Source organism: Clostridium sardiniense (genome assembly GCF_050584765.1).
In the GTDB taxonomy this organism is placed as follows: domain Bacteria; phylum Bacillota; class Clostridia; order Clostridiales; family Clostridiaceae; genus Clostridium; species Clostridium sardiniense_A.
Window position 1 is genome coordinate 1,130,624 of record NZ_JBNOOR010000001.1, and the last position, 14,617, is coordinate 1,145,240.

The 14,617-nt window shown below is 26.0% G+C and carries 20 protein-coding genes; all 20 read left to right on the plus strand.

The features are described 5' to 3' along the window. Positions 1-8 precede the first annotated feature (8 nt). Positions 9-473: a hypothetical protein gene (locus ACQPUW_RS05475; RefSeq protein WP_430836481.1), complete on the plus strand. Its 465-nt coding sequence runs from the start codon at positions 9-11 to the stop codon at positions 471-473. A gap of 15 nt (positions 474-488) precedes the next feature. Then, positions 489-863 (plus strand): hypothetical protein, encoded by a 375-nt coding sequence (locus tag ACQPUW_RS05480; RefSeq protein ID WP_430836482.1) that lies wholly within the window; start codon positions 489-491, stop codon positions 861-863. Between the two features lies 1 nt (position 864). Beyond that, entirely contained in the window at positions 865-1,023 is a 159-nt protein-coding gene (locus ACQPUW_RS05485; RefSeq protein WP_430836483.1) for an XkdX family protein, read from the plus strand. Between the two features lie 46 nt (positions 1,024-1,069). Continuing rightward, positions 1,070-1,360, plus strand: coding sequence for a hypothetical protein (locus ACQPUW_RS05490; RefSeq protein ID WP_430836484.1), 291 nt, complete (start codon positions 1,070-1,072; stop codon positions 1,358-1,360). Positions 1,361-1,519: 159 nt separating this feature from the next. Further along, complete coding sequence (locus ACQPUW_RS05495) at positions 1,520-1,798, plus strand: phage holin family protein (protein WP_430836485.1); 279 nt, start codon at positions 1,520-1,522, stop codon at positions 1,796-1,798. A 76-nt stretch (positions 1,799-1,874) separates the two neighbouring features. Next, positions 1,875-2,732: a peptidoglycan recognition protein family protein gene (locus ACQPUW_RS05500; RefSeq protein ID WP_430836486.1), complete on the plus strand. Its 858-nt coding sequence runs from the start codon at positions 1,875-1,877 to the stop codon at positions 2,730-2,732. Between the two features lie 280 nt (positions 2,733-3,012). Next, complete coding sequence (locus ACQPUW_RS05505; RefSeq protein ID WP_430836487.1) at positions 3,013-4,083, plus strand: hypothetical protein; 1,071 nt, start codon at positions 3,013-3,015, stop codon at positions 4,081-4,083. Then, the gene (locus ACQPUW_RS05510) at positions 4,070-4,393 is read left to right on the plus strand and encodes a hypothetical protein (protein WP_430836488.1); all 324 of its coding nucleotides are present in this window, start codon (positions 4,070-4,072) and stop codon (positions 4,391-4,393) included. Before ACQPUW_RS05505 ends, ACQPUW_RS05510 begins: the two co-directional genes overlap by 14 nt. Next, positions 4,386-5,171, plus strand: a complete 786-nt coding sequence (locus tag ACQPUW_RS05515; protein ID WP_430836489.1) for a hypothetical protein — start codon at positions 4,386-4,388, stop codon at positions 5,169-5,171. Before ACQPUW_RS05510 ends, ACQPUW_RS05515 begins: the two co-directional genes overlap by 8 nt. Before the next feature lie 171 nt (positions 5,172-5,342). Continuing rightward, positions 5,343-5,471, plus strand: a complete 129-nt coding sequence (locus ACQPUW_RS05520) for a hypothetical protein (protein WP_430836490.1) — start codon at positions 5,343-5,345, stop codon at positions 5,469-5,471. Positions 5,472-5,604: 133 nt separating this feature from the next. Then, positions 5,605-5,892: a DUF5658 family protein gene (locus ACQPUW_RS05525; RefSeq protein WP_430837279.1), complete on the plus strand. Its 288-nt coding sequence runs from the start codon at positions 5,605-5,607 to the stop codon at positions 5,890-5,892. Between the two features lie 99 nt (positions 5,893-5,991). Then, positions 5,992-6,600 carry a DUF4352 domain-containing protein gene (locus tag ACQPUW_RS05530; protein ID WP_430836491.1) on the plus strand — a complete coding sequence of 203 codons (609 nt, stop codon included), beginning with the start codon at positions 5,992-5,994 and terminating at the stop codon, positions 6,598-6,600. 228 nt (positions 6,601-6,828) lie between these two features. Next, complete coding sequence (locus ACQPUW_RS05535; protein ID WP_430836492.1) at positions 6,829-7,365, plus strand: hypothetical protein; 537 nt, start codon at positions 6,829-6,831, stop codon at positions 7,363-7,365. 169 nt (positions 7,366-7,534) lie between these two features. Beyond that, positions 7,535-7,885 carry a coiled-coil domain-containing protein gene (locus ACQPUW_RS05540; RefSeq protein ID WP_430836494.1) on the plus strand — a complete coding sequence of 117 codons (351 nt, stop codon included), beginning with the start codon at positions 7,535-7,537 and terminating at the stop codon, positions 7,883-7,885. Positions 7,886-7,893: 8 nt separating this feature from the next. After that, positions 7,894-8,547, plus strand: coding sequence for a hypothetical protein (locus ACQPUW_RS05545; protein ID WP_430836496.1), 654 nt, complete (start codon positions 7,894-7,896; stop codon positions 8,545-8,547). Positions 8,548-9,283: 736 nt separating this feature from the next. After that, positions 9,284-9,841 carry a DUF4352 domain-containing protein gene (locus ACQPUW_RS05550; RefSeq protein WP_430836497.1) on the plus strand — a complete coding sequence of 186 codons (558 nt, stop codon included), beginning with the start codon at positions 9,284-9,286 and terminating at the stop codon, positions 9,839-9,841. Positions 9,842-10,359: 518 nt separating this feature from the next. After that, positions 10,360-11,094, plus strand: coding sequence for a peptidoglycan editing factor PgeF (pgeF, locus tag ACQPUW_RS05555; protein ID WP_430836498.1), 735 nt, complete (start codon positions 10,360-10,362; stop codon positions 11,092-11,094). A gap of 15 nt (positions 11,095-11,109) precedes the next feature. Continuing rightward, complete coding sequence (locus ACQPUW_RS05560; protein WP_430836499.1) at positions 11,110-11,817, plus strand: response regulator; 708 nt, start codon at positions 11,110-11,112, stop codon at positions 11,815-11,817. Continuing rightward, positions 11,814-13,505, plus strand: a complete 1,692-nt coding sequence (locus ACQPUW_RS05565) for an ATP-binding protein (RefSeq protein ID WP_430836500.1) — start codon at positions 11,814-11,816, stop codon at positions 13,503-13,505. The genes ACQPUW_RS05560 and ACQPUW_RS05565 overlap by 4 nt, the downstream gene beginning before the upstream one ends. A 204-nt stretch (positions 13,506-13,709) precedes the next feature. Further along, complete coding sequence (locus tag ACQPUW_RS05570) at positions 13,710-14,588, plus strand: phosphate ABC transporter substrate-binding protein (RefSeq protein ID WP_430836501.1); 879 nt, start codon at positions 13,710-13,712, stop codon at positions 14,586-14,588. Positions 14,589-14,617: the final 29 nt, after the last annotated feature.

Below are 14,617 nucleotides of genomic sequence, written 5' to 3' on the forward strand. Positions count from 1 at the left end.
AGATATATATGGCGGTAAGAAATGGAATTTATAAAGTAGATAATGGCGATGGGACTTTTGATGAAATAAATTTAAAAAGTAATGCAGGGCAAATAATATTTAAAGATGGTAGAAGTCTACAAAATATTTTTGATGAAAGCAATAAGCTTTGGGAAGGTGCTGCTTATATGGTAGGTAGTTCTGTAGCTTCACCTACTAAACCATTGAGTAAATGCGCTAATGGGTGGCTTCTTAAATGGAGTGACTACGATCCTGGAGAAGGGGCAAAAAATTGGAACTGGCTTTATAGTTATATTCCTAAACATGGAGTTCAGTACAATGATAACACTTATATCCCAGTAGCTGGTGGCGAAAAATTTGATTCATTTATGTCTAAAGGCTTATATATAACAGATACAGCGATAAAGGGTGATGATGCAAATGCCGAGAATGGTGGAAATGATATTTGTCTAAGAGAAATTTGGGAATGGTAGAAAGGAGATTTAACTATGGAATGCTATATACAAATAGATAAAGAAAGTAAAAGAGTTATCGCTTATAGTTCTAATAGTTCAAATACAGATACTTGTTTAGAAATAAAAATTAATAAGGAAGATATTCAGTTTAAAGAATTATTAGATAACCCTTTTATTTATGTTTTTAACATAGAAACTAATACATTTATTAAAGATACTAAATATCAAGAAGATTTAATAAAACAACGTGAAAATAATATACCAGATTCACAAAAAATAATTAATTTAACTAAAGAGCTTGCAGCAAATAAACTTGAAAACATGAAAAAGGACCAAACTATAAAAATGCTTACAAGCCAACAAGCAGCAATAATGCTTGATATTATGAAGTTGAAAGGAAGTAATTAAAATGGGAAATAGTAATTTGGATTTTTTTAAAATGGCATTCTTTATGGGAGCTATAGATACAGATTATTTACAACAAGTCGTAAGAACTGAAAAAAATCAATTTGGATATATAACATCAGAGCAATATAAAGAAATTTGTGGACAAGAGTTTGTAGAATAACAAGCTCTTTTTTATTTTAAGTTCAAGAATGTGAGGACATAATTATATGAACATAGATATAACAGTATTAGTTGGAATGGGCTGTACTTTAATAGGTGCAGCTCTTGGCATTTGGAAGGTGAAAAAAGAAGGAGATAGAGCAACTATAGAAGATACAACAAAAGATACTATAGTTGCTACTAAATTGGATTATATAAGCAAGGGTGTAGATGATATAAGATTAGATATAAAAGCACAAGATAAGCGTATTAGAGATCTTGTGGAGCGTGTTGTAACTGTAGAGCAATCAGTTAAGTCAGCACACCATAGGTTAGAGGATTTAGAAAAGAATAAATAAAAAGAAGGAATATAAAAAATGAAAGATATTATAACAGAGCCACAAGGTAAATTAAATAATATAAAAAATTATGAAGTGATTGAACGTATAAAGAAAAATGGAGAAAAAGTTCAATGTACTTATAAAAATAAATAAATTTAAAGAAAGAGGGAGTTTTAAATGGATTTAACAAAATTTATACCAGAAGCATTAGGATTATTAGTAGCAGTACTTTATATTGTAGGAACATTCTTAAAGGATAGCCCCAAAGTACAAGACTGGAGTATACCTTGGGTGTTAACTGTACTAGGTGTTGCTGGATCATGTGGATTACAAGGATTTAATACAACAGCAGTATTACAAGGTATTGCATGTGCTGGAGTTTCAGTACTTACTAATCAATTAAAGAAACAAGTTTCTATAAAGAAAGTCGAAGATTCTAAAGAGCAAGGACAATAATCTTTGCTTTTTTAGTTTACAAAATTATATTAAAAATAGTTTTTAATAATATATAAAATAGAAAGAAGGAATTAAAATGCTAAAAATCAATAAAAAAATAAGTCCATACAATCATTATAATGGAGGAAATAACATTAAATATATTGTTATTCACGGAACAGATAATGTAAATGATACAGCTAAAAATAATGCAGATTACTTTTATAGGGCAGATAGAGGAGCGAGTGCTCACTATTTTGTAGATGATAATGAAATATGGCAAGTTGTAGAAGATAAAAATGGAGCTTGGCACTGTGGAGATGGAAGAGAAAAATATGAAATAACTAACTCTAATTCACTATCTATAGAGATGTGTGGTACTGATAATGGTAGATATAGCGATAAAACAGTAGAAAATACTATTGAATTAACTAAATACTTAATGAAGAAATATAATATAGATGTAGATCATGTTGTAAGACACTATGATGCATCAAGAAAAAACTGTCCTTCTCAATTCTCACCTAATAATTGGTCTAGATGGTGGGATTTCAAAAAGAAATTAGGAGGAAAAGTAGAGGATGCTCAAATATCAGGAGATTCTTCATCAGGTTCTAAACTTTGGGAAGTAAGTATAAGTGGAGAAGAAGTTAAGTCATTACAAAGAGAGTTAAATAATCAATGTGGAGCTGGCTTAAATGTAGATGGTTACTTTGGTGAAAGTACATTAAATGCTTGTATTACTGTAAAAGAAGGGGCAAGAGGAAACATAACTAAACTTATACAACAAAGATTATTAAACAGGGGATATACTTCATTATTACAACATGGTGGAGCAGATGGTTGCTTTGGTAGTGGTACAACTACAGCTATAAAGAATCTACAAAGAAATAAGGGATTAAGTGTAGATGGAATAGTGGGTAAGAATACTTGGAAAGCATTATATAGAATGTAGTTTGATACCAGGAACTGAATTGAGTTCCTGGTATTTGTTTGAAAATATTTTGTTAATTAAAATGAGGTAATATATATAAGAAGAGATTAAAAAAGTGTTTGTATTTTAATAGAGTGCACGGATTTTATAGTTAAATTTGTTAGTTTTAAAATTATTTAAAATCTAGTAGTTTGTATGTATTGAAAATAAGATGAATAGAATTGTAGAAAGATAAATTTGCTATATATACATAAATATACTAAAATTAAGTTATTAATATAGTAAAAGAGGGAAGAAAAATATGGGTAGATACATAGAGGTTTTAAAAAGCAATATTAAATATAATTTTTCTCAGAGAGAAGTTAAGATTATACTAGATGATTTGAAAAACAATAATTTAATAACATATAATAAAAAATGTTTAGAAGAAAATAAAACAATAATTTATATTGAAAATTCACTTGATTGTAAAGAAAGACTTTTATATGCGTTAGAAAAATCTAATAAAGTAGTAGAGCGTATAGAGGATTACCTAATAAATAAAGTATATAGGTATAGTATATACTTCAAATGCGAAGATTTTAAGAAGAAGAAAGAAGTACTAAAATCAGAAGAAGATAATTATGTAGTATTTGATGATATAGGAGATTCTATTGAAAAAGAGGAATTTGATAGTAGAAAAATTGTTATTAAGGAGAATGAGGATGTAATTTTATTTAGGTTTTTGATTGAAATCGAAATAAGTGTACATCAAATTAAAGGCTATCCAAAAGTATATTATCCTACCTTATGGATATATCATAAAAAATTAAAAGTATTAGAATATAGATTCGATTCTATTGGAGCAGAAAATGATGATGATTTCTATGATTCAAGGATGAATGGACAGCATGCAAAATTAACAAAGTCTTATGATGCAAAGATTAAAGAATATAGATTAGCTCAAAAAATAAAACAAATAGTTGAAGAGGTTAATGAAGTAAAGGAAACAGCTCAATCAATGGGATTAAAACAGAATAGTTTGGCAAAACTGAAAGTAGGAACAAATAATGTTATGCCTTTAATTGGAGATTTGGAAGAGTTTATATGTGATTATGATGCGTTATTCAATGCAAACAATGAAACAGAAAAAATAAAAGAACAACTTGAAAAGTTTATTGGTGGAATTAAGAGAAATGCTAAGTATAAAGCTAGAACATTAACATGGTACGAAAAAGATAAGAGTATACTAGATATTCAAGTTCTATTTGACTATAAAGGTAAATCATATGATTTGCTAAATTTCCAAAATCCAAAAAAAATTAATGGGAGTATGATGAATTATGCAATTAACTATATTACAAAAATTGGAGAGGATGTTGAGCAAGGATAAAATTGAAGACTTAAATGAGTTTTTAGAATTTAATATAAATTCATTTATTACATCAGGAGAAATTGCGAATAGATTAGATATTAAATATGCTGAAGCAAAAATAATAACAAAAGAATTATATAGATATGATTATTTAGATTTATTCTTTAGGCAGTATTGTGAAAATGAAATTGATATTTGTGAAACTAACACATACGATAGCATAGAGAGTATACCTGATGAATTTTGTGAAGACTGTGATAAAAAATGTCAAATAATAAAAAATATAATGATAGTTTATAAGGTGTTGAAATTTAATGTTTATGAATAATGAAGAAAATATTGAAATGATGGTAGATTTCTTCTTGAATGATGCTGACAGTGAGTTAGTCGGTAAAGCATTAAGAAAAAAAAGTAAAATAAATATGGATCTATTTGATGAATTATATTTACAATTAAAAGATATGCACGAATTTACAGATGTATATAAGGGAATTAAAGCAAAGACAAAAGGCGAGTTGTTAGAAGATATGATTAAGGTATTAATCTTGAATACATCGTTATTTTCGTTGTTTGACAATATAACAAATGATAGTAATGAATATGACATAATTACAAAATTATCAGAAAAAGGACAAGCTTTAAGTAAGGTAATTCCAGAGGAATTAACTAGCCTTGTAATATGCGAATGTAAAAATTATCAAGATACCATTGGGGTAACATGGATTGGAAAATTATATTCACTATTAGAGCTAAGTGATTTAAAGCTAGGTATAATATTTTCATATGAACCTTTAACTGGTATGAAGATTAAAAAGGATGAGGATTATAAAGAAGAATATGGATGGAAGGATGCAAATGGGTTAACAAGAAAAATATTTTTGAAAAAAGGAATTTATATAATAAATATAAATAAAGAGGACTATGAAGCGATTCATAAAAAAGAGAAGGGGATATTTGATATAATTGAAAAGAAATGTGAGGAGTTAAGAATTCTTGCTAATATAGAAAAAGAAAAGAAAAATCATCCATCACAAGTTAATGTTGAGAAAATAAAAGATAAAATAGCTAATGAACTACAACAAATAGAAGAAAAAAAGAAAAAATAGTATAGCAAATGCTGGGTATTTTAAGGTGGATAAATTATTAGATAATGTAGAAGAAGGAGATTCTGGACTAAGTAAAACTAAATCAAGTTTTGAATTAATCAGTAAATATGATAAAAAATAATAAAAGTTAATCTTATTTACAAAAACGAAGTGTTAAAAAAGGGTATTGTTATGAATATTAAGAACAATATTAAATCTGCATTTAAAGATAAATGTGATGGAATAGATTTGATAATAACGCAAGAAAATCCTATGGAAGTATATGAATGTAAATATACAAATGGTTCGTGGGATAAATAATTGATATAGATAAGTTTTAAATAATGAAAAATGGCAACACTTCAAATAGAGGTGTTGCTTTATTATTAATTATATAAAAAGTTCAACGAAGAGAAGTGTAAAAAATAAACTATTTTTATTGTATATATTAAATGTGGTAGATATTCTTTTTACTTTAATATTATTAGAAACAGATATGTTCAAAGAAGTTAATGGAATTATGGTTAATATAGTAGAAAATCATTTATTAAGTTTTTTTATTAAGGGAGGATTAGTCGGATTACTTATATATTACTTAATTAAAAGAATGACTAATGCAACAAATAAGCAATTATTAATATCTAACTTTATATTGAATGGAGCATTAGGCATTTACTGTATAATTAATTTAATGCATATATCATATATTTTTTTATATCTAATAATATTAAATGTAATTTAAGGTGCTATTATATAGCATCTTTTTCTATTAATAGACTGTTTACATAGTATATTTATTATTCATGGTAAAATATTCTTATATAACTAAGGAGGAGTAATTATGAATAATAAAAAACAAATTATAATTTATGTAATTATAGCTATAGTATTTTTTACTTTAGGTGGTTCTTTTGGATACAACAGAGGAGAGGCTAATACATATAATAAAATGAGAAGCTCTGGAGAAAAAACTGATAATTCAGAACAAAATGATACAAAGAAAGAGGATGCTTCAAATATAAAAAGCATAAAGTTAAATCAAACTGAAAAATTTAGTGGCGTAGAAATGAAGGTTTTAAATTCAAAAGAAGCTAATAGCGTAAATAATGAATCAGGAAATGTTAAGGCTTCAGGTAAATTCATTATAATTGAAATATCATTAAAAAATATTTCAAAAGAAGCTATTGAATATTCACCAAAGATATTTAGGTTAATAAATAATGGAATAGAATATCAATCAGATGATGTTGCTTTTGATGCATTACAAAAATTAAATTCTCAAAAAAGTATATATGACGAAGATAAAAATTATATAGGTCCATATGATAAATTTAATCCTGGTATAACTAAAAAAACATTTATAGCATTTGATGTCCCTAAAGATGTAGATTTAAAAGATGTAAAACTAATTATACAAGATGATAAAAATGTTCAATTTGATCTTAATTAAAATAAAAGGACTAGAATTAATTCTAGTCTTTTTTTTAGTAAGATTAAACGGTAGTTTTAATACATTTGATGAAATTAACATGTTATTTAAATATTTAATTGGTTGTACATGTTAGAATAAAACAGTTGATTTAAATCATAGGGGGAATTACTTTGATAAAAGAAAAAAATATTCTTAAAAAAATGGTGGTTTTGGCTAGTAGTTATAATTTCTTTAATAGTTATAAGTATGGCTATCTACTGTATAAAAGAAAGAAATATATCTAGAGATAATTCAAGTGCAAAAGAAATAATATTATCTGCTGGTAGTTTTGAATGTGGTAAAGATATTTCAAGAGGCAGGTATACATGTAAAGCAATAGATGGAGAAGTAGGATTTCAAGTTTTTAAAGAAAAAGATACAGATCCAGAAGTAGTCGATGTTTTAAATTCTAATGGAGACATAGGGGTTAGAACACTAACGTTTTCTTTAGATACAGGGGATACTATAATAATAGATAATTTTACTCCAGCAGAAACTAAATTAAGGGATAAGTTAACAACAGGTATATGGGAAGTTGGTATAGATATAAAACCTGGAAAATATATCGCAAAAGCTAAAGATGGAGACGGGATTCTAACAATTTATAATAACAAAAAGTATATATTAAATGTAGATTTAGATTCAAGTGGTAATAGTGGAATGAAACAGATAGAATGTACTTTAAACAAAGGAGACATAATAAATATAGGTCTTATAAATGAAATAGATTTTAATAAAGAATAAAACTTTATTATTAAGTTATATAAAAATAAAAGAGGACTAGAAATTAATCTAGTCCTCTTTTATTTTAGTGAGATTAAATGGTATTTTTAATGCATTTTCTTATTGTTATAATTATGAAAATATTGTAATATATATGTGGACAAATAACTAATAATTTACAGGGGGAATTATGAATATAAAATTATTTGAAAACAAAATATTTAGAAAGATGCTGAATATTGTTAAGCATTTAGGTGTATTTTTATTGGCTATGCTTATATTTACTGCTTTTTCATTAGCTTTACCAGAACAGCATGTAGAGGTTAACTTTGAAAAATATAACGAAATTAAAAATCAAGAAGAGAAAGTATCTGATGAATATAATGCATTAAATTCAGAATTCGAAAAGAAACAAACTGAATTATTAGAAAAAAAGAAAACAATATCTTCAGATAATGAAAAAATGACTCAACAAATAGCTGATCTAAATAAAAATACGAATGATTTAAATGAAGAAATAAAAAATTTAAATGAAAAATAGGGGGAAATATGAAAAATAGTAAATTTATAAAATTTATATTTAAATATAAGATTGCCATAATAATTGCATTTATTTTTTCTATTATAGGATATTTTAATCCTACTGATTACAAAAATGATTATGATTCTAAATTAAATGAAATGCAAGTTCTAAGCAATAAAATAAATGATATAAAATCAGATGATACTTTAAATAAAGTAAATTCTGAAATAACAGAATTAGAAAGTACTAATGCTAAATTAACTAATGAAGTAAATAATAAAAATAAAGAAGTTGAAAAACTTAAAGAAGAAAAGAAAAAAATAGAAGAATCAAAGAAAAAAGCTGAAGAGGAAAAGAAAAAAGTTGAAGAGGAAAAGAAGAAGGCTGAAGAGGAAAAGAAGAAAGAAAACTTAGATAAAGCTAAACAGTCTAGTGCTAAAAATAATTCTACATCTAATACATCATCAAACTCAAATAAATCAGGTAGCTCAGGTGGTTCAAATAGCTCAGATAATTCAAGTAGCCCAAGTGGTAACTATGTATATGCAAATGGTGGGACTTCAAAATCTAATAAATATCATAAGTCATCAAATGCACATGGAATGGAAGGAGCTATAAAAATGAAAGAAAGTGATGCAAAGAAAAATGGTTATGTAGCTTGTGGTAGCTGTTATCGTTAATAAAACATATAAATATTAGAAAGTAATTTAAAAGACCAGATATTTAATCTGGTCTTTTGCCGTCAAAAAATCGTCAAAAATTATTGATAAAAAAGAATATATATTCTTTTTTATATAGAGATTAGAAAGTAATATAATTTAGTATATAACTTATTTTGGGTATATATTTATATAAATAATTATATATGAAAATATATGGAAGAAATAAATAGATTAATGAGATAATTGTAAAGCATTTTAATTCTAAATTTAGAATTAAAGTGCTTTTTTATATTAAATATTATTTAAAGATCTTTATAATTAAGAATATAATCTTAAATAAAATAATCTTAAATGATTGTAAAATAATTAAAATATTTATTAGTAAGAGCTTTTTTATAAAATTTTTAGATTATTTACTATTTAAATTTCCAACTGTAATTTTAAAATTCTAATTTAGTAAGAAGAGATATATTAGGTGTTTTATAACGGTAATTTATATAGATATTCTAATAAATTATCATATTATAAATATATAATAAATTAAACGTTTAATTTATATAATAATAACAAATTTTCGATGGAAATGAATAAATTAATAATTAGTTAATAATAAGAATAAAATATTAATAATGAATGTATTTTATGTAAATTGACGATAAAATACCTCTATGATATTCTAATTATGGCATTATTACCAATTCATATAGATATTAAAGGGTAAAATGTATTTTAATATTTTTAGGGGGATTTATCAATGGGAAAAGAAAAAAAAGCTATTTTTAAAAAATGGTGGTTCTGGCTTATAATTGTAGTAGTTGTTGGAGGTGCCATAGGAGCAGGATCAAATACAACTGAAAATGGAGATACTCCGGTAGCTAATCAAGAACAAAAAGAAGACACTAATAAAAAAGAAGAGGCTAATAAAACTGAAACATTTAAAGTAGGGGATACTATAGAAGTTAAAGATTTTAAAATAAAAGTTAATAAAGTTAGCTCAGATAATGGTGGAAAAATTATTAAACCAGAAGATGGGAATGAATTTATAAAAGTTGACGTTACAGTTGAAAATATATCAAGCGAAGAAAAAACAGTTTCATCAATTCTAATGTTCAAAGTTGTTGATAAAGATGGAAGAGAATGTAAACAAGCGATTACAGAAAATCAAAATGGACAATTAGATGGTAAAGTTGCACCAGGAAGAAAAATAACTGGAGAATATGCTGTTCAAGCGCCTAAAGGAGAAAAAGGTCTTGAATTACAATTTGATAGTTCATTACTTTCTAGTGGACAAATAATAGTTAAATTAAATTAGTAAAATAAAAAGACTAGATTATGTTTCTAGTCTTTTATTATATTACAATAAAATAGGTATCAAGATTAAAAAAAGAGATTAGATTTCTAGTTATTATAATCAATATTTTAATTATAGGTACTAATATAACAAACTGAAAATATACCAATAGAATCTAATAAAAGTGATAAGAAAAAATAGATTAATTAGATAATTGTAAAGCACCTTAATTCTAAATTTAGAATTAAGGTGCTTTTTTATATTAAATATTATTTAAAGATTTTTAGAAGTAAGAATATAATCTTAAGTAAAATACTCGTAAATGATTATAAAATAATAAAATAAATAATTTTAGTGAAGTAATTAAAAAATAAAAGTAGGATAAGAGTTATTAAAGATGTATTAAAATGCTCTATATAATACCTAATTGAAAACTTAAAATATTTTTTAAGTTAAAGTTAAGTAAAAATAATATGAGTTTAATAGATAATAGATGTAGTAAATGTTAAAATAATATTAAAAGATATGGAGGTACTATTATGAATAGAATGCGTAAAGAGAATTTTAAAATAAAAAAAGATTTTTTAGTATTAGAAAATGATAAATCAAGTGTTATATTTTCAACAGCTGAAGATGAAAGAAGTTTTAATAGAAATACAGATGAGGGAATAGATGCAATAAATAGTATAAAAGAAGATTTTAATGTATATAAAGTGATTTATCTAAAGCAAATACATTCAGATGTGGTATTAAACTATAACGATGAAGTAGATTTTATCGAGAATGAAGGAGACGGAATAATAACAAATAAAAGAAATATTGCAATTGGAGTCTTTACCGCTGACTGTGTACCAGTAATTATTGTAAATGAAGTAGATGGAGTAATAGGTGCTGTTCATAGTGGTTGGAAAGGGACTTTTAATTCAATTACAAAAAAAGCTCTACAAAAAATGGTTGATCTATATTCTGTTAATCACAAAAATACAAAGATTTACATAGGAGCTCATATAAGAAAATGTTGTTATGAAGTATCAGAAGAGCTTAAAGAAAAATTTATAAAAGAAAAAAGCATCAAAGAAGATATTCTATTTGATGGTAGAAATTTAAGTTTAAAAGAGTGTATTATAAAAGATTCAATAGATAGTGGCATATTAGAAGAAAATATATATGATTTTGATGCATGCACTTATTGTGAAGATAAAATAAAATTACATTCATATAGAAAATCAAATGGATCATATGGAAGATTATTTTCATTTGTTCTATTGAAATAGAGGGGGATTAATGTTTTGGCACAAGAAAAAATATTAATAGTTGATGATGAAGAACACATATTAGAATTATTAAAGTTTAATATTAAAAATGCTGGATATGAAGTTGTTACTGCAAACAATGGATTAGACGGAGTTAAAATTGCAAAAGAGGAAAAACCAGATTTAGTATTATTAGATCTTATGTTACCAGGGATGGATGGCTATGATGTATGTAAAGAAATAAAGAAAAATAAAGAAACGAGTAATACAGCTATAATAATGCTAACTGCAAAAGGTGAGGAACTAGATAAGATATTAGGACTTGAACTTGGAGCTGATGATTATATGACAAAGCCATTTTCTATAAGAGAATTGCTTGCAAGAGTTAAAGCAGTTTTAAGAAGGAGTATACATACTAATTCAAATAAAGAAGAAGATTATTATGAAAATGGAAGACTTAAAATTGATTTTGAAAGGCATGAAGTATTAATAAATAAAGAAAGAATAGATATGACTCTTAAGGAATTTGAACTTCTTGAAATACTTATCAAAAATAGAGGTAAAATCTTAAAAAGAGAAGTGCTTTTAGATAAGATATGGGGATATGAATATATTGGAGAAACAAGGACCGTTGATGTTCATATAAGATATTTAAGAAAGAAAGTAGAAGAAGATGATAAAAATCCTAAACTTATCGAAACAATAAGAGGGGTAGGATATAGGTTTAACGGGCAGGTGTTATGAAGAAGAAAATAGTAACATCAGTAATAATAACAGTTATATTTGCTTTAGTAATAATAACATCATCTTTCATGGCATTATCTAGTATACAAGAAATTCAAAATACTAGAGATATCCTTAAAAATTACAACAATATTGCCGCTAAATGGATAGATAATGGAAGATTAGAGAAGTCTGAATTAAATAATTTTAAAATAAATGGAACCGATATAAGATTTACTATAATAAATAAAGAAGGAAAAGTAACATTTGACTCAATAAGCGATAGTAGTAATAGTTATTTAGGTAGGGAAGAGATAGAAAAAGCAAAAACGAGCTCAAGTGGAGTAGGATATTCAGAGAGGTATAGTGAAACATTAGGATTAAACATGATATATTGTGCAACAAAACTTAGTGATGGAACTATATTAAGAAGCAGTGTACCTGAATCTACAGTGAAAATATTTTACGCAGAGAATATGAAATATTACATTATAGTAGTATTTATAGTATTAATTCTTTCAATTGCATTAGCACTTAAGCTTGTAAGAATAATTGTTGATCCTGTTAAACATCTAGAAAGTGTTACTTCAAAAATTGCAAATGGAAATCTTCAAACTAGAGTTAATATGATTTCAAATGATGAACTTGGGCATTTAGGGAAAACATTTAATAATATGGCAGATCAACTTCAAAGTAAGATGAATGAGATAGTAGATAAACAAAATAGATTAGAGTCTATTTTAAATTGCATGCAAAGTGGAGTTATAGCTGTAGATAATAATAATGATATAATTACTATTAATCCTTATGCACAAAGAATATTTGGTATAAATATAAATGCTACAGGAAAATCTTTAAATGATTGTATTGAAGATAAGAGAATTAAAGATATATTAAAAGGTGAAGATGGTACTGAAGTTCAAGTTAAAATAAAAAAACCAGTTAGAAGATTCTTAAAAATAAAGACAGCAACTGTCATTAATGGATATAAAAGAATTGGTAGAGTTATTGCAATACAAGATATAACAGAAATGAAGAGACTTGAAAATATAAGAACGCAATTTGTTGCAAATGTATCCCATGAGCTTAAAACACCTCTTACATCTATTAAAGGTTTTGCAGAAACATTAAAATATGTAGATGATGAGGAAACAAAGAATAAATTTTTAGATATAATAGATAAGGAAGCTGTAAGACTTACAAGACTTATTAATGATATTTTAGTGCTTTCAAATTTAGAAAGCAATACAATTGAAGAAATGGAAGAGTTCTTACCAGATGATATTATTGATGATGTTGTTAATATTTTAAGTGATCAAGCAAGTAGAAAAGATATTAAAGTAACATTTTATAGAGATAATATAAATTATATTTTAGGGCAAAGAGATAAGTTTTTACAAGTGGCTCTTAATATTATTGAAAATGCAATAAAGTATTCAGAAGAAGGAGCGAAGGTTGATATAAAGAGTTTCTCAGAAAATGGATACTATAACTTTATTGTAAAAGATACAGGGATTGGAATACCAGAAGAGGATCTTCCAAGGATATTTGAAAGGTTTTATAGAGTAGATAAGGCGAGAAAAAGCGGTGGAACAGGGCTTGGACTTGCAATAGTAAAACATATAGTCAAAAGTTTTGGAGGCACCATAGAAGTTAAATCAGAACTTAATGAAGGTACAGAATTTACATTTAAAATAAAACATGTTTAGTTAAAAAGGTAAAAATCTATAACTTTAGATTTTTACCTTTTTTCTTTTTATTAATACATTTGTTAAATTTCTTTAACAAAATTCTAATGTAGTTTAACTTTTGTATAATAATAGCTTAACTTTCAAAAGATATTATAAAGATATAGTAATTAAGCATAATAAATCAGCAAAGAAATTAGCAAATATTTTGTGGAGGTTATAGATATGAGAAAGAAAAGTTTGAAAATGGTAGTAACAGCATTAGCGATAACTATGGTAGGAGGAATGTTTGTAGGCTGTGGTTCAGGTACAAATAATGCAGCAAATGATGGGCAAACAATAACAATAAGTGGATCATCAGCACTTCTTCCACTTATGGAACAGTCAATAGAAAAATTCAATGAAATTAAACCAGGAAATACAATCAACGCACAGGCAGGTGGATCAGGAACTGGACTTACTCAAGTTTTAGAAGGATCAGTCAACATAGGTAATTCAGATGTACTTGCAGAAAGCAAATTAACAAAAGAGCAAGCAAGTGAATTAATAGATCATAAAGTAGTAGCTCAAGGATTTAGTGTAGTAGTTAACAAAGCTGCTGGAATTACTAATTTAACAAAGAAGCAAATACAAGATATATTCTCAGGTAAGGTTACAAATTGGAAAGAAGTTGGTGGAAAGGATATGGATATATTAGTAATTCATAGACCAGCATCTTCAGGAACAAGAGCAACATTTACAGAGAAAGTTTTAGACGGCAAAAAGGAATTGGAAAATGATTCAATAGGAGCAGTTCAAGATAGTAATGGCGCTGTATTAAATGCTATGAAACAAAATGATGGTGCAATAAGTTATGTAGCTCTTTCATACATGAATAATGAAGAGGCTAAAAAATCACTAGATTTAGTTAAAATAGATGGTGCAGAACCTACAGTTGATAATATAAAATCAGGAAAATATAAATTCTGGTCATGGGGACATATGTACACTAAAGGAGAGGCTAATGGACTTTCAAAAGAATTTATTGATTTTGTAGGTAGCAAAGAAAATTCAGAAAGCATAAGTAATCTTGGATTAATTCCTGGTAGTGAAATTAAAGAATAGATATAAAAAGCAATAGATAGGAATGAGAA